The sequence below is a fragment of the Paraclostridium sordellii genome, from assembly GCF_000953675.1.
GTDB lineage: Bacteria > Bacillota > Clostridia > Peptostreptococcales > Peptostreptococcaceae > Paraclostridium > Paraclostridium sordellii.
Genome location: NZ_LN679998.1, coordinates 2,907,904 through 2,925,611, shown reverse-complemented (window position 1 = coordinate 2,925,611; position 17,708 = coordinate 2,907,904). Strand labels below are relative to the sequence as shown.

Genomic DNA, 17,708 nt, shown 5'->3' with positions numbered 1-17,708 from the left:
ATAGTTTAAAATGAATATTGTGAGAAGAAATTATATAGTATGAGTAGCATTAATTGAATTTAGTATTTAACTATGATACAATATTAATTATTTTTAACTAAGTAGTAAAAAAATATGTGTGAGGTGTACATATGATTGAAATAAATGAACAAATGAAGATAATAAGAAAAGGGGCGGCTGAAATAATATCTGAAGAAGATATTATCAAAAAGTTAGAAAAATCAGCAAAAGACAATAAGCCATTAACTATAAAATTAGGCTTAGACCCTTCTGCTCCAGATATACACTTAGGTCATACTGTAGTGTTAAGAAAAATGAAGGCATTTCAAGATTTAGGTCATCAAGTAGTTATAATAATAGGCGATGCTACAGGAATGATAGGAGATCCAACAGGAAAATCAGCAGTTAGAAAGCAATTATCGCATGAACAAGTTTTAGAAAATGCAAAAACTTACCAAGATCAAATTTTTAAAATACTAGATAGAGAAAAAACTATAGTTAGATTCAATAGTGAATGGTTACAATCTATGAATTTTATGGATGTTGCAAATTTAGCATCTAAATATACTGTAGCTAGAATGTTAGAAAGAGACGATTTTAAAAAGAGATTTGCTTCAAATCAATCAATATCAATACATGAATTTTTCTATCCTCTAATGCAAGGGTATGATTCAGTTGCAATTAAAGCGGATATAGAAATGGGTGGAACAGATCAAAAGTTCAATATACTAATGGGTAGAACCCTTCAAAAAGAATATGATCAAAGTCCTCAAGTAGCTTTATTAATGCCTATAATAGAAGGTACTGATGGAGTTAAAAAAATGAGTAAATCATTAGGAAATTATATAGGAATAAGTGAAGTTCCAAATGATATGTATGGAAAGACAATGTCTATTCCAGACGAACTTATAATAAGATACTTCGAGTTAGTTACAGATGAACATCCAGACTCAATAGAAAAAATGAAAAAAGATATGGAAGAAGATAAAGTTAATCCAAGAGATTTAAAAATGAGACTAGCTAAAGAAGTTGTTAGATTATACCATGGAGAAGAAAAAGCTTTAGAAGCAGAGCAATATTTTAAATCTGTATTCCAAAAAAGAAATATGCCAGATGATATAGCTGAAATGGAAATTTCTATGGATGATTCTGAAGAAGGATTATTCTTCATTCCTAAATTGGTAGCAACACTTAAATTATCTCCATCTACAAGTGAAGCTAGAAGATTATTAAAGCAAGGTGGAATAAAGATAAATAGTGAAAAAGTAGAAAATGATAAAGTTGAAATAAAAGATGGCGATATCATACAAGTTGGAAAAAGAAAGTTTGCAAAATTAATAATTAAGAAATAATTAAAAGCCCTCCTTACATAAATATAGTAAGGGGGGCTTTGTGATGAAAAATATTTTAAGAAAAAAAAGAAAAGAACGGTTTAAAAAAAATTTAAGTATATTCTTAATGATTTTTATACTATCCGTATTCATAGGTAGTTTCATATATATAGATAATAAACTAAGACCAACTATTACCTTAATAGCAGAAACTAAAGCTGAAGAACTAGCAAATAAATCTATAAATAAGGCTGTAGCAACAGTGATAGATAACAATATAAAATATGAAGATTTAATTAATATAAAAACTGGGGAAGATGGAACTATAACTATGATGCAAGCTAATTCCATATTAATTAATGATATTGCATCTAAAGTTGCACTTGAGATACAGTCGGAAATGAAAAAAATAAAAACAACATCAACGTATATTCCTATTGGAACAGCTATTGGAAGCCCGCTTTTAGCAAAATATGGTCCTAAAATAAAAGTTTCAATAGAACCTATAGGAACTGTATATGTAGACTTTGGAACAGACTTTGAATCTTCAGGAATAAATCAAACAAGGCACAGAATATATTTAAAGGCTAAAACTGAAGTAAAAGTTGTTGTACCTTTAACGACATCTACTAAAGAAGTAAATACACAAATACCTATATGTGAGACTATAATAGTTGGAGATGTACCTGAAAGTTATGTTAATGTACCGCAAAAAGATATGTTAAATGTTTTACCAAATAAAGATTTAAATACAAAAATAGATAAAAAATAAAGAGGGAGTTATTCTCCCTCTAACATCCAACCTATATAAACACCATATCCCATAGTAGGATCATTTTCAATAGCATGGGAGACTGCTCCTATTATTTTATTATCTTGAATTATTGGAGTTCCACTCATACCTTGAACTATACCACCTGTTATGCTTAATAACTCTTTATCTACTATCTCTATTTTAAAAGTTTTAGATTCTGGCATTTTTTGATTTTTAATATTTATTATATTTATATCGTATTCTTTAACAGAATTACTGGAAGTTTGTAATAATATTGAAGCTTTTCCAGGTTTTACTTCATTTAATTTAGCAACTTTATATTTTTTTAATTTATATAAATTTGTGTTGTTTATAGTGCCTTTAATACCAAAATCAGTATTATCTTTAAAGTTTCCTATAAATTCATTTTTATTGGCATTAATAGATCCAACACTACCTTTATAAGATTTATTAATTGTTAAATTATAAGTAGATGATATAGACCCATTTTTAACAGATAAACTTCTATTAGATCCAACACTAATTGGATGTGCAACTGCTCCAAAAGAATTATCTTTAGGATTTATATATGTTAAAGTTGCAAATCCAGAAATTAAATTATTAAAATTGATTTTTTCTAATACATCTTTAGAAACATCTAAACTTATGATTTTTGAACCTCGAAGAACTTTAACTTTTACAATTGAATTATTACTTACATTTTGTATAAAATTTGAGAAATCTTCATAATTATTGATTTTAATTTCATTTACACTAACTAAAGAATCACCTACTTTAAATGGAGAATCTTTAAAAGTATTTCTTACCATTAATAACTCTAATTCAGCATCTATTTGAGTTATATTACCTAAAGGAATTAAATAACCTATATCATTTTTTGAACTACATTCTGCATAAATAAAACTTATTGAGACAAAATATAGTAAAAATGAAGTTAAAATAAATTTTTTTAATTTCACTAAAACACCTTCTTTCTGATAAACTGATGATGATTTTAATTGGTGCTTGTTTGATTAATAATAGATTGTGCAGTATGGACTTTTTAATCCGTAGAAAACAGACACAATAAAACCATAGTTTTCAAGCTATAAAAAATAAGCACTTAAAATACATGCATTTTAAGCGCTTTAGAGTTTCTTATATATTTTTTTTATCTTTTTCCTTTTTTTCACTTTAGATTTACATCTTGTTAATGCAGTATCGGGAACTGCTTCAGGAAATTCCTCAGGTGTAGAATCATTAGATGATGAGTTTTCTGGACAACTTTTAACAGAACTTATTAATGCTAGTTCATCTGATAAAACTGCAAAAAAAGTTGCTAAAATATTTAAATCATTAACATTAACTTCTTCGGATATAGCTACAGCCAACGATGATGCAAGTACTATATAATCTACATAGCCAAATCGACATAATTTAGATTTATCATTATTAGATCTTGTTAACCTAGACATACTAACCTCCAAAATACCTATATTTAATATATATGAACTATAAAATAAGATAACAACTATAAAATAAATTAAATAGTTTTAGCTAAATTTACATAAAAATAGACTCTATTGCTAAAATTATATCTATAACATTAGAAAGGAGACACATATGAAAAAATATAGGATATTAGTTTGTTCAATGATAATTGTAGGAATAGCTTTTATAGGGATATCACAACCTATAAAAAACTTATATAAATCAACTGGGTTTATAGGTAAAGATTTGATAGATTCAAACTTAAATAAAAAATATACTATATGTATAGATCCAGGTCATCAAGAAAAAGGAGATGGAAACTTAGAGCCTATTGGACCTGGTGCAAGTTCAAAAAAAGCGAGAGTTTCTTCTGGTACTACAGGAGTTGCGACAAAAAAACCAGAATATATACTTAATTTAGAAGCGAGCATTGTTTTAAAGCATATACTAGAAGGTAAGGGATATACAGTTATTATGACAAGAGATAGTCATAATGTTAATATAAGTAATGCTGAAAGAGCTATTTTTGCAAATGAGAAAAAAGCAGATATGGTAATTAGGGTTCATGCAGATAGTTTAGATAATTCATCAAAGACAGGAGCTTCACTTCTTATTCCTCAAAAAGATGGAAAGTATACTAGTGGAATTTATGAAAGTAGTAATAAATGTGCAAATTATATAAAAGATGAAATGAAAAAATCTAATATAAATTTAAATGGAATATTTGAAAGAGGCGATTTAACAGGATTTAACTGGTCTAAAGTACCAGTTGTATTAATTGAAATGGGATTTATGAGCAATTATAGTGAAGACCTTATGATGTCTAACCCCGAATATCAAAGAAAATTAATGCAAAGTGTAGCAGATGGTGTAGAAATATATTTAAATGATATAGAAAATAAGAATTAAAAAAAATTTGAAGGTTAACAAATGAGCAAAAAAGTAATATAGTGTTAATAGTGAAATTAAATAAGTTGTTAACTACAACTATTAGGTGATTATAATGAGAAAAAAAATAGAAAATGTTTATGGAAAAGCTTTATCAGGAACTTTTAAAGTTGTTAATCCTGTAAAAAAAAGTATTATAAATACAGATTGTGAGGTTCATATATTTATCCAAGCAAATGCAATGGAAATATTAAAAAATGAAGGTTATACAAAACAATATGATTTTTTTAAATCATATTTGCCTCAAATTAATAAAGGATTAATATGGGCGGATCAAGACTTTAAAAGTTATCATCATTTTTACAATCCAAATTTGAAAAGAGGAAAATTTGGATACGAGGAAAATGCTTTGACTATAGCTAATAAATACTATAATAAAGCTGTGAAATTTTTTAAACTAAATAAATTTGAATTAGGGCTTTTTTACTTTGGGGTAGCATGTCATATAGTACAAGACATGACAATACCTCAACATGCAAAAGGTAAGCTATTAGACAATCATAGGCAATTTGAAGTATATATAAAAAATAACTATATGGATATTCCTAGACTTAGGGCAAAGGATGGGATAGTAAGAAAAAATAACGTAGAAGAATATATAGTTTATAACTCAACACATGCTTTAAATTATGATAAGATGTATAAAGATATAACTAATTTAAAAAATAAATTTTATATGCTTGGAACAAAGTGTTTGCCATTAGCACAGAGATCAACTGCAGGATTTATGCTAACTTACTTTGATACTATATTAAAAAATGAAAACTAATAAATAAGACTCCTTAAAAGGAGTCTTATTTATTAGTTTTCATTTATGAAAATTCATGAAATTATTTGTATAACTTGATTTGATTAAGAAAAGAAGATATTATGATATAGATAATAAAATAAGAAGAGGTGTTTAGATGCTAGTAGTTGAAAATGTGAGTCATGGCTTTGGAGCTAGGACTATACTTGAAAATGTGTCTTTTAGACTAAGAAAAGGTGAACACATAGCTCTTGTTGGAGCTAATGGAGAAGGTAAATCAACTTTTTTAAATATAATAACAAAAAAACTTATGCCAGATGCTGGTAATATAAAATGGTCATCAAGAGTAACTGTAGGTTATTTAGATCAGCATACAGTATTAACAAAAGGAAAAACTATCAAAGAAGTTTTAAGAGATGCTTTTAAACCTATGTTTGATTTAGAACAAGAAATGATCGGAATGTATGACAAAATGGGTGAAGCTGATGAAGCAGAAATGACAAAATTAATGGATTCAACAGCTGAAATTCAAACTATCCTAGAAAATAGTGGTTTCTATATGATAGATGCTAAAATTCAAGAAATTGCTAACGGATTGGGTCTTGGAGAAATAGGGTTAGATAAAGATGTAACAGACTTAAGTGGAGGACAAAGAACAAAAGTTTTGCTTACTAAGTTACTTTTAGAAAATCCTACTATATTAATACTAGACGAGCCTACAAACTACCTAGATGTAGAGCATATAGAATGGCTAACTAGATATCTTCAAGAATATGAAAATAGTTTTATACTTGTATCACATGATATACCATTTATAAATGATACATGTAATGTTATATATCATATGGAAAATGGAGAACTTAACAGATACAAAGGAAATTATGATGAGTTTGAAAGACTTAGAGATATAAAGAAAAGACAAGAAGATCAAGCTTATGAGAAACAAGTTGAAGAAAGAAAGAAACTAGAAGATTTTGTTGCTAGAAATAAAGCTAGAGTAGCTACTCGTGGAATGGCAAACAGTAGACAGAAGAAACTAGACAAAATGGAAATTTTAGAAAGACCTAAAGAGAAAATAAAGCCAACTTTCTCATTTATGGAAGGCAGGGCTTCAAGTAGATTTGTGTTTACAACAGAAAATCTTGTTTTAGGTTATAATGAAGCCTTAACAAAACCTTTAAACTTCACACTAGAAAGAAATCAAAAAATAGCATTAAGAGGTATGAATGGTATAGGTAAATCGACATTATTAAAAACTCTTTTAGGTATAATAAAGCCATTTGATGGGAAAGTAGAATTAGGAGATTATTTAGAAGTTGGATATTTTGAACAAGAAAGTTCAAGAGAAAATAGCAATACACCTATGGATGAAATATGGGCTGAATATCCAGGGCTTACTAACTTTGAAGTTAGACAAGCACTATCTAAATGTGGTCTTTCAAATGAGCATATAACAAGTCAAATGAGAGTTTTAAGTGGAGGAGAAGCTGCAAAGGTAAGACTATGTAAGTTAATGTTAAAGAAAATTAACTTTTTAGTACTAGACGAGCCAACAAACCACTTAGATGTAGAAGCAAAAGATGAACTTAAAAAAGCTATAAAAGAATTTAAAGGAACTGTACTTTTAGTATCTCATGAACCAGATTTTTATATGGACATTGTAGATGATGTTTGGAATATAGAAGATTTTACAACTAAAATAGTGTAAAAAAAGATAGGGGTATGAGATGAAAAAAATTTCCAATTTGATTTTGGCATTTTCAATGAGCTTATTTATAATAACTAGCATTGTTAAATTTACAGTAGTATTTAAGCCTTTATATTACTTTGATATAAAACATTTAAATATACCTATATTAAGTGGGATGTCGGAAGAAGAAATAAAACTTAATTATGATTATTTAATAAAATACAATACTAGTTATAGAGATTATGAGTTTAACATGCCAACGATTAAGTCATCTATACAAGGGAAAATTCATTTTGAGGAAGTTAGAGATGTATTTAAGGTATTAAATAAAATAAACATTATATCAGGAGTTATTTCAGTTTTAGGGATATATATTGTTTTAAAGAAAAAAGAAATAAAAATTATAAAGTATGCTGGAATAATTTCTATATTAATTCCTATATTTTTAGTAATTCCAATAACAATTCAATTTGAAAAGAGTTTTGAAATATTTCATAGATTAATTTTTAATAATGACTACTGGATATTTGACCCAAGTAAGGACCCTGTAATAAATATGCTACCTGCTGAATTTTTTCTTCATTGTGGAGTAGTTATACTAACAGGAATTTTGATATTTAGTAGTATAATATTAACAATTTACAAAATATTAAAAAATAAGCGATAAATTTATCGCTTATTTTTTTCCTAAGTTTAAAATATCATTTATTTTACTCATAATGTAATCGTGACTATTTTTATTGTGAGGAATTAGGCAAGATGAGCAATCTTTTATTCCATTAGATGTATACTTAAAATTACCGCCACAGTTTTCTTTTAAAGCATATAAAGGGCAGTAACAAAATAGGCAATTGAAATTTTCAGGATTATTTACCTTATGGCAAGGAAAATATTCACATTTATCGCTACTGAAAAATTTGTAGTTCTCAGACATATAATATACCTCCTAAATTATTTAGAGTTTTAATATAATTATACTAAAAAATTATAACAGTGGTATAATAAAAAAAAGTACATTAAATGAGGTGTTATGATGGAAAATATAGTTGAAAGAGCGTTACTAGTTGGGTTGAACATAACTACTAATGTAAAAAAAGTTGATGATATAGATATTAATGAATCTATGGAAGAATTAAAGGAACTTGCTAAAGCAGCAGGTGCCGAAGTTGTAGGAGACCTTATACAAAATAGACCAGCGAGGGATGCGGCCTTTTATATAGGAAAAGGTAAAGTTGAAGAGATAAAGGCGTATTGTGATTCACTAGATGCTACAGTTGTAGTTTTTAATGATGAGTTATCTGGGGCTCAAATTAGAAATATAGAAGAATTAGTTCAAAGAAAAGTAATTGATAGAACAACATTGATATTAGATATATTTGCTCAAAGGGCATTAAGCAAAGAAGGTAAGCTTCAAGTTGAATTAGCTCAATTGAAGTATAGACTGCCTAGACTGTATGGTATGGGAGGAGAAATGAGTAGAACTGGTGCAGGTATAGGTACTAGAGGACCAGGAGAACAAAAGCTAGAAGTTGATAAAAGACACATATTAAATAAAACAGCTGATATTAGAAGAGAACTTAGAGAAGTAAAGAAAAATAGAGAAACTCAAAGGGCTCAGAGATTAAAATCAAATATTCCAATAGTTGCACTAGTAGGATATACAAATGCAGGAAAGTCTACATTACTTAACGAATTAATAAAAACACACAAGGACTATAGTGAGGAAAAAGAAGTTTTATCAAAAGATATGCTTTTTGCAACATTAGATGTTACTCTAAGAAAAGCACTTCTTCCGAATAAAAAAGAGTTTTTAGTAGTAGATACTGTAGGATTTGTTAGTAAATTACCACATGATTTAGTTGAAGCTTTCAAAGCTACTTTAGAAGAAGTCCACTATGCAGACTTAATAGTACATGTAGTAGATGCAACTAATGATAGTTTTGAAATACAAGAAAATACAACTAAAAAAGTATTAAAAGAATTAGATGCAGACAATAAACCTACTATAATGGCATATAACAAAATAGATAAGTTAGATTTAGATATATATCCTAAAAACCAAGAAAATGTAGTATATATATCGGCTAAACAAGGTATAAATATGGATAAACTTATGGATATGATACAAGATGCACTTATGGAAAATACTCATAAGGTAGAATTATTATTACCATATGATAAAGGGGATATATTTAGTAGACTTAAAAATAAATACAATATTGAAGAGTTTGAATACGTTGAAAATGGTATAGAATTAACTGTAAGTTTAGACGAAGAAGACTATAGTATATATAAAGATTATGTAATAAACGAATAGGAATTATATGAATATATCTTGGGAAAATATAGATAATCTACAAGATCATTTTATAACGTATTTGCTTTACAAAGAGTCTAAAACAGTATCTCAAATAAGCAAAATAAGAAATCTTGAAATTCAAGAAGTAAATGACCAGTTAATAAGAGCTAAAATGGAAATTAAATTACTTCTTAAGAATCAGCTAGAAATGTCTAAAGATACTTTAGATAGATTTTTAGAACTGGGCAAAGATGATAGAATTAAATTTATGAATGACTTAGATGATGAAAAATTACTAGATTTTAAAAGAAAGATTTACAAAAGAGTAATAACAGAAAAAAATGCAGAAGATTTAATGATTTTAATATGGGCTACAGGTGAATTAAATGATGAAAGATTCTTAGGTATATTACATCCGCTAACAGGTCATAGACATTCTGATGTTAGAAGAATAACTTACTCAGCGCTTAGAAAAATATCCTCAAAAGAAAGTAGGGAATATTTTCAAAGAGGCTTGTATGATTCAAACCCCCAAACTAGACAATATTGTGCTAAAGCCCTAGCTAAGGTTGGCAACAGAAGTAGTTTAGATATGCTTATAAGATTAAAAAACAAAAAAAAGAATGAAAAAGAATATGTAATTAGGGCATATAATGATGCTATTGATATACTAGAAAAAACTACTTAATATATAACATAAACACTATAAATTTAACATATAATGGATTAACAAAGTAAATTACTTTTAAATGTAGCTCCATAACTTGGTGTAAAAATATGGTAAGTAGGGGGAGTTTAATATGATACTAAGACGTTGTGCAGGTGGAATAGTATTTTATGCAAACAAAGTGTTAATAGTAAAAAATGACAAAGGGGAATGGACTATACCTAAAGGCAAAATAAGTGAGAATGATATTCCCAGTGAAATAGCTCCATCAAAAGTTAAAGAAGAGATTTCTGTAGATGCAAAAGTACTAGATATGGCAGGAGATACTATGTATGAATTTTATTCAAGAAGTAGACAACAAAAAGTATGTAATGCTGTAATCTGGTACATAATGGAATCTGACAGCACTGAATACAGTATAACAGATGAAAGCATAGAAGAAGCTGGATTTTATAAAGTTAAAGATGCTTTAGAAATGTTAACTCACAATAGAGAGAAATCTCTTGTAGATATATCATATAGAAAGTTTAAAGAATTAAAAAAACAAAAGATAGAAAATTAATTATAGTAGTAAAAATAAAACAAGGCATTTGCCTTGTTTTATTTTTACTACTATAATTAATTTATAAAAACATTAAGGAGGCGAAATTATGTATAAAACATTACATGAATTTGGTGTAGACGAAATCATAATAGAAAAATCTACATTTATTGGATATGCTAAGCCTATAAGTACAGAAGAAGAAGCAGTTGAATTTATAAATGAAATAAAAAAGAGACATAAGGATGCAACTCATAATGTATGGGCTTATACAGTAGGACAAAACATGAATATACAAAGATATAGTGATGATGGAGAGCCTCAAGGAACTGCAGGAATTCCCACGTTAGAAGTTATAAAAAAAGAAGATTTAAGAGACGTAGTAGTTGTTGTAACAAGATACTTTGGAGGTATAAAACTAGGTGCAGGAGGACTGGTTAGAGCATATACTAAAGGTGCTAAAATAGGTCTTGAAGCAGCAAAAATAATAGAAAAAGTAAACTATCAAGAAGTTAAAATTAAAATAGATTATAATCAGTTAGGAAAAGTTCAAAATGAAATAATGAATATGGGTTATTTTATAAAAGATACTATATATGAAGATAATGTAGAAATAATTGTTTATTCAAAACAGGATAAACTAGAAGAGATAATTAATAAAATAACTGATATAACTAGTGCTACAGCTAATATAGTTTTAGGTGAAGAGTTTTACTTATCAGAAAAAGATGGTCAGATAATTTTATAAATAAAAGAATCTAATTCCAACAGTTTAAAGTTGTGAAATTAGATTCTTTTTACAATGAATATAAATATAACTTGAGATATGATTATAAATAATTGATAAATTTTTAGAATTATAATTTTTATTTTTTACATTTATTAGGACTCGAATTAAATATTCCTTTTTTTATTTCTATAATTCCTATTATTAATAAAAATATACCAAATACTTTTTTTAACATATCTGAAGAAATAAAGTTTGCAAGATAAGAACCAAATATAGCTCCAAATATACCAAATATAGCTAATGGAATAACTAGTTTTAAAATTACATTCCTATTTTTAATATGAATAATCAATGCAAAAATAGTCATAGGAATGGAAGAAAGTAAGTTGATACTTTGAGCTATCTTAGGATCTATATTCATGAGTAAAACTAAGGCAGGAATTAATATAGTTCCACCTCCCATACCCATTCCACCAATTATACCTGCAAAAAATCCACATAAAACTAATAACATTAAAACACCATCCTTATAGCTGCGAAAATCATAATAAGGCCAAAAGAAATTCTAAGAAATCTCCCTGTTAGTTTACAAAGGAGTTTAGCCCCAACTAAACCTCCTATAGCACTTCCTATAGCGACTTTCCAGGTTAAGTTAAAATCATAGGTTCCTTGATATACATATATAACTGAACTTGTAGATGTTAAAAATAAAATTATAGCTAAAGCTGTTGCATGAGATTTGTGCTCATCAACTTTTAATATGTTATTAAGGATTGGGACTAAAAGTGTACCTCCTCCGGAACCAAAAATACCATTTATAAAGCCTGTAATAAATCCAATTAAAGAGTTTTTTGTATTAAAATAGCTAGATTTTTTTTTCATATTATCACCTTCTTGAATTATTTTTCACATAAAGCATAAATTATATTTAATTAAAATAAAAATATCTGATATAATTGGATTATCCAAAGACTAAAGGAGGAAAATTATACATGAAGGAGATACATTTTAAAATAGATAAAACTGTAGAATGGCTAAGAGAAAAAGTAAAAGAATCACATACAAATGGATTAGTTGTAGGTGTTTCTGGAGGAATTGATTCTGCGGTAGTTGCGTATCTAATAAAAAAAGCTTTTCCAAATGATTCGATGGGAGTTATCATGAGTATAAAGAGTAATCCACAAGATAGAGTGGATGCATTAAAAGTTATAAATGGATGCAATATAAATTACTTAGACTTAGATTTAACAGAAGAGCAGACTAGTATATATAAAAAAGTTAGCAATGGATTAAAAGAGCAAAATCTTTATAATTCAGCAAATGATAAAATGAGCGATGCTAATTTAAGAGCTAGAATTAGAATGAGTACAGTATATACTGTGGCAAATAATATGGGATACTTAGTGGTTGGAACAGATAATGCAGCTGAAATACATACAGGATATTTTACTAAGTATGGAGATGGTGGAGTAGATTTAATTCCACTAGCAAATTTAACTAAAAGAGAAGTTTATGAATGGGCTAAAGTATTAGGAGTTCATGAAGATATAATAAATAAAGCTCCATCAGCTGGACTATGGGAAGGACAAACTGATGAGAATGAAATGGGAACTACTTACGACATGATAGACTCTATTGTAGAGGGCAGAATCAATGATGTACCTAAAAAAGATCAAGATATTATAGCTAGGTTACATAGAATAAGCGAGCATAAAAGACATACTGCAGCAGCTCCTCCTAAGTTCTAATTTACTAAATTTTAGTTTTGTGCTAAAATTACGGTGTATATAAGAGTATAAATTAAAAAATAATTTATATTACGTAATAGCAATCCTATAAGATATAAGCATAACAAATTTTAAAGTATATAAAAGAAATTATAGAGCAAGGAGTGGAATTATGGGACGTATAGGAAACATAATTAATAGAAAAGGTAAGCAAGATGCTAAAAGAGCTAAAATATTTACAAAGCATGCTAGAGCAATAGCTGTTGCAGCTAAAGAGGGTGGAGCAGATCCAGAATACAATGCAACTTTAAAAGCAGCTATAGATAAAGCTAAAGCAGACAATATGCCTAATGATAATATAGATAGAGCTATAGCTAAAGGTGCTGGTGGAGGTGCCGGTGAAAACTTTGAAACTATAGTTTATGAAGGATACGGACCAGGAGGAGTTGCTGTAATAGTAGAAGCTTTAACAGATAATAAAAACAGAACTGCAGGAAATGTTAGATATTACTTTGATAAAAACGGTGGTAACTTAGGTACTAGCGGATGTGTATCATTTATGTTTGATAAAAAAGGTCAAATATTAATAGAAGCAAATGATGATGTTTCAGAAGAAGAGTTAATGGATATAGCATTAGAAGCTGGAGCAGAAGATTTAATAGTTGAAGAAGATGGATTTGAAGTATTAACTTCACCAGAAGACTTCCAAGCTGTTAAAGAAGAATTAGAAGCTAAAGGATATTCATTTATATCTGCAGAAGTAAAATTACTTCCTCAAACAACTACTAAATTAACAGAAGAAGAGCAATTAAAGTTTATGAATAGATTAGTAGATATGTTAGAAGATGACGATGATGTTCAAAATATAGCTCATAACTGGGAAATAGAAGAATAAAAAAAGGAGATGATATCATCTCCTTTTTTATTTGTATTCAAAACTAGAACAGCTAGTTTCTGAGTATATATTAGGCTTTTTATTATCTGGTGAAACTTTTATAGATTCAAGAGTACATAGGTTGTTTTCATTATAATTGCAAGTACGTACTTTACAACACAAGCAAGAACAAGCCCCATTATCATTAGTATTATTTGTAAGTGTACTATAAACAGAATTATCAAGGAATGAGGCACAAGCAGTATGTTCAATAGATGTTGCTTTATTTCCTTGAATATCTATTCTGTTTGCATAACAAATTCCTTTATTATTATGAGAACAGTTATCAACAGAGCAATTTATTTTTGACATAAAAATACCTCCTAGAAAATATGGTTAGTAAAATTATGTCCTAAAAAAAGTCATATATACTATGTATAATAAAATAAGCAATATAAATTTATATTGCTTATTTTAAGTTATTACTATTTTAGTTATTATGAGAAAATAATAAATCATAGTTACTATATCCCATTAATATTTTTGCAATAAGAACCGGACTTTCTGGGTAAGTTTTTATTTTAGGACAAATATCATATAAACCATTTGTAAAATCTTTAAATGATAAGTTATTATTTAATTTTAATAGTTCTTCAAATTTATTTACATAGTCTTTTATATTTAAATACTCATCTAAAGATAAATCTGAAAAAACCTTAACTTTATGGTTTGGTTGTTTTAAAAATAATATATGTTGTTTAAACTCAATAAACTCCAATCTATTTAGCAAAGAAGTATTTATATTCAAATTTAAGCCCCCTTATAAAATATATATAATTTTAAGATTATAATATGAAAGTCAAATTAAAAATGGAACAATTGTATATAAAAATATAAGTTTTAAGTAATATAAATTTAGAAAATGTATAAAAAAATTGCAATTGGAAAAAATAACCGGTATAAGGAGGTTGTTTTTAATGTTCGAGAAGAAAAAAGAATTTCCTTGGCGAATACCAATTATGATATTAGTAGGCATATTAGTTCTCGCTGGAGGAATTTATGTAGGATTTAAAACGACAGATAATAATATCTCTAAAAAAAGTGAAGTAGAATTAAAGAAAGATAAAGAAAAAGTTAAAGATACTTTTAATTTAAGCGAAGACTGTGAGATTTGGGTAGAGAAAACTTATGAAGATGGTACTTCAAGTGAAGAAACTCCAACTATGATAGGAACAGTTCCAAGTGAATTAATAGGAAAGTCTAAAGACGAGATAAGTACATATTTAAAAGCTAAATATCCAGATAAGACTATAAAAAAATTAGATAAGTATGAAATAACATTATTAGAAAAAGAAACTTTTAAGGATGTTTCAAAAGCAAATCAATTTTCAATAGAAGATAAAAAAGGACTTATAATAGTTTGCCAATATGATAAGGATGGAAATAGAAAACTTTTAGAAGAAACTCAAATAGAAACTCAATCTTTACCTAAAACAGTTCAAGAAAAATTAAAACTAGGAATATGTTCAGAAAATAAAGATGAAATATATTCTATACTAGAGGATTTTGGTAGCTAAATTCTAATAAAATTTAAAATGCAAATACAAAGAGATGAAGAGGAGACTTTTCATCTCTTTATAGTTTATATATAAGTATGGTATTATATATTAATACAGAACATAAGTTTCTTAAAAGGAGTATTTTAAAAGTATGATAATTCTAGGAATTGATCCAGGTATAGCTATAGTTGGATACGGTATAATTGAATATAAGAATAATAAATTTAGAGTAATTGATTATGGAGCAGTAACTACACCTGCTCATATGGATACATTGAAAAGATTAGAACTTGTATACAAAGGAATTGATATGTTAATAAAAAATTATAATATAGATGAGGTTGGAATTGAGGAATTATTCTTTAATAAGAATGTTAAAACTGCAATTACAGTAGCACAAGCTAGAGGCGTAACTATGCTTGCATGTGCACATAATGGTAAGCCTGTTTATGAATATACACCTCTTCAGGTAAAACAAGGTGTAGTAGGATATGGAAGAGCTGATAAAGCTCAAGTGCAACAAATGGTTAAGTCATTTTTAAATTTAAAGACAGTACCAAAGCCAGATGATGTAGCAGATGCATTAGCGATTGCAATATGCCATTGTCACTCAAATAAATTAGAAAAAACACTAAAGAATATAGGGGGAAAGTATGTATAGTTATATAAAAGGTACTATAGAAGAAATAAATTTGGATAGTTTAGTAATAGAAGCAAATAATATTGGCTACAAAATTAACGTATCTTCAAATACATTAATGGATGTTAAATTAGGAAAAGAATGTAAGATATATACAAAGTTAATAGTAAGAGAAGATGATATGAGTTTATGTGGATTTGGGACAAAAGAAGAGCTTAATATGTTTGAATTATTAAATTCAGTTTCTAAAATTGGGCCTAAAGTAGCACTTGGAATATTGTCGTTTGCAACACCAAAACAAATTGGAGCTTATATAGTTAGTGAAGATGTTGCTAAAATGTCAAAAGCACCAGGCGTAGGTAAGAAAACTGCAGAGAGAATAATCTTAGAATTAAAAGACAAGATAGATAAAAATAATATTGAATTTGAGCCAACTCTTCTTAATCATACTCCTGTTAATATATCTAAGGATGAAGCAGTCGATGCTCTTGTTGCCTTAGGATATTCAACGCAAGAAGCAAAAGAAGCTGTAGATAGTTGTAAAAAGAGCGGTATGAATACAGAAGATATAATTAAAAAATCATTAAGTTATATAATGAGCAAATCTCTTAGATAGGAAGGGGGCATAGTATGTTTGATGAAGAAAATAGAATAATAACATCTACAATGCAAAATGAAGATGTAGATATAGAAAATAATTTAAGACCTAAAAGTTTAGATGACTACTTAGGTCAAAAAAAAGCTAAAGAGCTTTTAAAAATATTTATAGAGGCAGCAAAAGCTAGAAATGAACAATTAGATCATGTTTTATTATATGGACCTCCAGGCCTTGGGAAAACAACATTAGCGTCTATTATAGCTAGTGAAATGGGAGTTAACCTTAGGATAACTTCTGGGCCAGCTATAGAAAGAGCTGGGGATTTAGCAGCTATACTTACCAATTTAAATGAAAATGACGTTTTATTTATAGACGAAGTCCATAGAATAAGTAGAACTGTAGAAGAAGTACTATACTCAGCTATGGAGGATTATTGCCTAGATATAATTATTGGTAAAGGACCTTCTGCTAGAAGTATAAGATTAGATCTTCCAAAATTTACATTAATAGGGGCCACAACAAAAGCTGGTATGTTAACAAATCCACTGAGAGATAGATTTGGAGTTATATGTAAATTAGATTATTATACAGTTGAAGAATTAGCACAGATAGTAATTAGATCGTCAAGTATTTTAGGAGCTGAGATTCAAATAGGAGGAGCAACAGAAATTGCTAGAAGATCTAGAGGAACTCCAAGAATTGCAAATAGGTTATTAAAAAGAGTTAGAGATTATGCTCAAGTTAGAGCGGATGGCAATATAACAGATGACGTTGCTAATGATGCACTTGAATTATTGGGAGTTGATAGTTTAGGTCTTGATTATGTAGATGAAAAACTATTATATACTATAATAGAAAAGTTTAAGGGAGGACCTGTTGGATTAGATACATTAGCGGCTTCTATAGGGGAAGATAGAAATACAATAGAAGATGTATATGAACCGTATTTATTACAGTTAGGGTTTATAAATAGAGGTCCAAGAGGAAGAATTGCTATGCCTTTAGCTTATGAACATTTAAATTTACCATATCCAAATCAAAAGTAATAAATAGCATTAATCTAGAAAAAAGTTATTTTTTTTGTTATGATGTAATTTGTACTAAAATATAG

At 27.9% G+C, this 17,708-nt stretch carries 23 protein-coding genes; 16 read left to right on the top strand and 7 right to left on the bottom strand.

Translation table 11 applies throughout. The features are described from left to right. Window positions 1-131 precede the first annotated feature (131 nt). Both tyrS and yunB read left to right on the top strand, forming a co-directional pair. A complete protein-coding gene (gene tyrS / locus ATCC9714_RS14215) occupies window positions 132-1,352 on the top strand; it encodes a tyrosine--tRNA ligase (RefSeq protein WP_057545745.1) in 1,221 nt (406 codons plus the stop codon). 43 nt (window positions 1,353-1,395) lie between these two features. Further along, the gene (gene yunB, locus ATCC9714_RS14210; RefSeq protein WP_057545746.1) at window positions 1,396-2,103 is read left to right on the top strand and encodes a sporulation protein YunB; all 708 of its coding nucleotides are present in this window, start codon (window positions 1,396-1,398) and stop codon (window positions 2,101-2,103) included. Between the two features lie 8 nt (window positions 2,104-2,111). On the opposite strand, the gene ATCC9714_RS14205 is transcribed toward yunB, so the two are convergent. Further along, the gene (locus ATCC9714_RS14205) at window positions 2,112-3,065 is read right to left on the bottom strand and encodes a SpoIVB peptidase S55 domain-containing protein (RefSeq protein WP_057545747.1); all 954 of its coding nucleotides are present in this window, start codon (window positions 3,063-3,065) and stop codon (window positions 2,112-2,114) included. Window positions 3,066-3,233: 168 nt separating this feature from the next. Next, window positions 3,234-3,560 (bottom strand): hypothetical protein, encoded by a 327-nt coding sequence (locus ATCC9714_RS14200; protein ID WP_054631409.1) that lies wholly within the window; start codon window positions 3,558-3,560, stop codon window positions 3,234-3,236. Between the two features lie 148 nt (window positions 3,561-3,708). Between ATCC9714_RS14200 and ATCC9714_RS14195 the strand changes: the two genes are divergently transcribed. From ATCC9714_RS14195 to ATCC9714_RS14180, 4 genes are all read left to right on the top strand, one after another. Continuing rightward, window positions 3,709-4,485 carry an N-acetylmuramoyl-L-alanine amidase gene (locus tag ATCC9714_RS14195; RefSeq protein ID WP_021122460.1) on the top strand — a complete coding sequence of 259 codons (777 nt, stop codon included), beginning with the start codon at window positions 3,709-3,711 and terminating at the stop codon, window positions 4,483-4,485. Between the two features lie 94 nt (window positions 4,486-4,579). Then, a complete protein-coding gene (locus ATCC9714_RS14190) occupies window positions 4,580-5,293 on the top strand; it encodes a zinc dependent phospholipase C family protein (protein WP_021127745.1) in 714 nt (237 codons plus the stop codon). 136 nt (window positions 5,294-5,429) lie between these two features. After that, window positions 5,430-6,980, top strand: coding sequence for an ABC-F family ATP-binding cassette domain-containing protein (locus ATCC9714_RS14185; protein ID WP_054631411.1), 1,551 nt, complete (start codon window positions 5,430-5,432; stop codon window positions 6,978-6,980). Window positions 6,981-6,999: 19 nt separating this feature from the next. Further along, the gene (locus ATCC9714_RS14180; RefSeq protein ID WP_057545748.1) at window positions 7,000-7,629 is read left to right on the top strand and encodes a TIGR01906 family membrane protein; all 630 of its coding nucleotides are present in this window, start codon (window positions 7,000-7,002) and stop codon (window positions 7,627-7,629) included. Between the two features lie 9 nt (window positions 7,630-7,638). Here the strand turns inward: ATCC9714_RS14180 and ATCC9714_RS14175 are convergent, their stop codons facing one another. Further along, a complete protein-coding gene (locus ATCC9714_RS14175; RefSeq protein WP_021122465.1) occupies window positions 7,639-7,896 on the bottom strand; it encodes a cysteine-rich small domain-containing protein in 258 nt (85 codons plus the stop codon). A 99-nt stretch (window positions 7,897-7,995) separates the two neighbouring features. Between ATCC9714_RS14175 and hflX the strand changes: the two genes are divergently transcribed. The 4 genes from hflX to ATCC9714_RS14155 all read left to right on the top strand — a co-directional run bounded on the left by hflX (window position 7,996) and on the right by ATCC9714_RS14155 (window position 11,217). Next, window positions 7,996-9,279 (top strand): GTPase HflX, encoded by a 1,284-nt coding sequence (gene hflX / locus ATCC9714_RS14170; protein ID WP_021127748.1) that lies wholly within the window; start codon window positions 7,996-7,998, stop codon window positions 9,277-9,279. A 7-nt stretch (window positions 9,280-9,286) separates the two neighbouring features. Then, a complete protein-coding gene (locus ATCC9714_RS14165; RefSeq protein WP_021127749.1) occupies window positions 9,287-9,949 on the top strand; it encodes a HEAT repeat domain-containing protein in 663 nt (220 codons plus the stop codon). 112 nt (window positions 9,950-10,061) lie between these two features. Further along, complete coding sequence (locus ATCC9714_RS14160; RefSeq protein ID WP_021127750.1) at window positions 10,062-10,490, top strand: NUDIX domain-containing protein; 429 nt, start codon at window positions 10,062-10,064, stop codon at window positions 10,488-10,490. Window positions 10,491-10,578: 88 nt separating this feature from the next. Continuing rightward, on the top strand, window positions 10,579-11,217 hold the full coding sequence (locus tag ATCC9714_RS14155; RefSeq protein WP_021122471.1) for a YigZ family protein: 639 nt from the start codon (window positions 10,579-10,581) through the stop codon (window positions 11,215-11,217). Window positions 11,218-11,335: 118 nt separating this feature from the next. Here ATCC9714_RS14155 and ATCC9714_RS14150 read toward each other — a convergent pair whose 3' ends face one another. Both ATCC9714_RS14150 and ATCC9714_RS14145 read right to left on the bottom strand, forming a co-directional pair. Then, entirely contained in the window at window positions 11,336-11,713 is a 378-nt protein-coding gene (locus ATCC9714_RS14150) for a sulfite exporter TauE/SafE family protein (RefSeq protein ID WP_021127752.1), read from the bottom strand. Further along, entirely contained in the window at window positions 11,713-12,081 is a 369-nt protein-coding gene (locus tag ATCC9714_RS14145; RefSeq protein WP_054631294.1) for a sulfite exporter TauE/SafE family protein, read from the bottom strand. Before ATCC9714_RS14145 ends, ATCC9714_RS14150 begins: the two co-directional genes overlap by 1 nt. Window positions 12,082-12,191: 110 nt before the next feature. Between ATCC9714_RS14145 and nadE the strand changes: the two genes are divergently transcribed. Continuing rightward, complete coding sequence (gene nadE, locus ATCC9714_RS14140; protein WP_057545749.1) at window positions 12,192-12,947, top strand: NAD(+) synthase; 756 nt, start codon at window positions 12,192-12,194, stop codon at window positions 12,945-12,947. Window positions 12,948-13,098: 151 nt separating this feature from the next. Then, window positions 13,099-13,821, top strand: a complete 723-nt coding sequence (locus ATCC9714_RS14135) for a YebC/PmpR family DNA-binding transcriptional regulator (RefSeq protein WP_054631296.1) — start codon at window positions 13,099-13,101, stop codon at window positions 13,819-13,821. A 27-nt stretch (window positions 13,822-13,848) separates the two neighbouring features. Here ATCC9714_RS14135 and ATCC9714_RS14130 read toward each other — a convergent pair whose 3' ends face one another. Both ATCC9714_RS14130 and ATCC9714_RS14125 read right to left on the bottom strand, forming a co-directional pair. Further along, complete coding sequence (locus ATCC9714_RS14130) at window positions 13,849-14,172, bottom strand: DUF1540 domain-containing protein (RefSeq protein WP_021122478.1); 324 nt, start codon at window positions 14,170-14,172, stop codon at window positions 13,849-13,851. Between the two features lie 118 nt (window positions 14,173-14,290). Then, window positions 14,291-14,608, bottom strand: coding sequence for a hypothetical protein (locus ATCC9714_RS14125; protein ID WP_021122479.1), 318 nt, complete (start codon window positions 14,606-14,608; stop codon window positions 14,291-14,293). 169 nt (window positions 14,609-14,777) lie between these two features. On the opposite strand from ATCC9714_RS14125, the gene ATCC9714_RS14120 reads away from it, so the two are divergent. From ATCC9714_RS14120 to ruvB, 4 genes are all read left to right on the top strand, one after another. Then, a complete protein-coding gene (locus tag ATCC9714_RS14120; RefSeq protein WP_021122480.1) occupies window positions 14,778-15,377 on the top strand; it encodes a hypothetical protein in 600 nt (199 codons plus the stop codon). 133 nt (window positions 15,378-15,510) lie between these two features. Further along, window positions 15,511-16,020 (top strand): crossover junction endodeoxyribonuclease RuvC, encoded by a 510-nt coding sequence (ruvC, locus tag ATCC9714_RS14115; RefSeq protein ID WP_054631298.1) that lies wholly within the window; start codon window positions 15,511-15,513, stop codon window positions 16,018-16,020. Next, the gene (gene ruvA / locus ATCC9714_RS14110; RefSeq protein WP_021122483.1) at window positions 16,013-16,615 is read left to right on the top strand and encodes a Holliday junction branch migration protein RuvA; all 603 of its coding nucleotides are present in this window, start codon (window positions 16,013-16,015) and stop codon (window positions 16,613-16,615) included. The genes ruvC and ruvA overlap by 8 nt, the downstream gene beginning before the upstream one ends. 14 nt (window positions 16,616-16,629) lie before the next feature. Next, window positions 16,630-17,643: a Holliday junction branch migration DNA helicase RuvB gene (gene ruvB, locus ATCC9714_RS14105; protein WP_054631299.1), complete on the top strand. Its 1,014-nt coding sequence runs from the start codon at window positions 16,630-16,632 to the stop codon at window positions 17,641-17,643. Window positions 17,644-17,708: the final 65 nt, after the last annotated feature.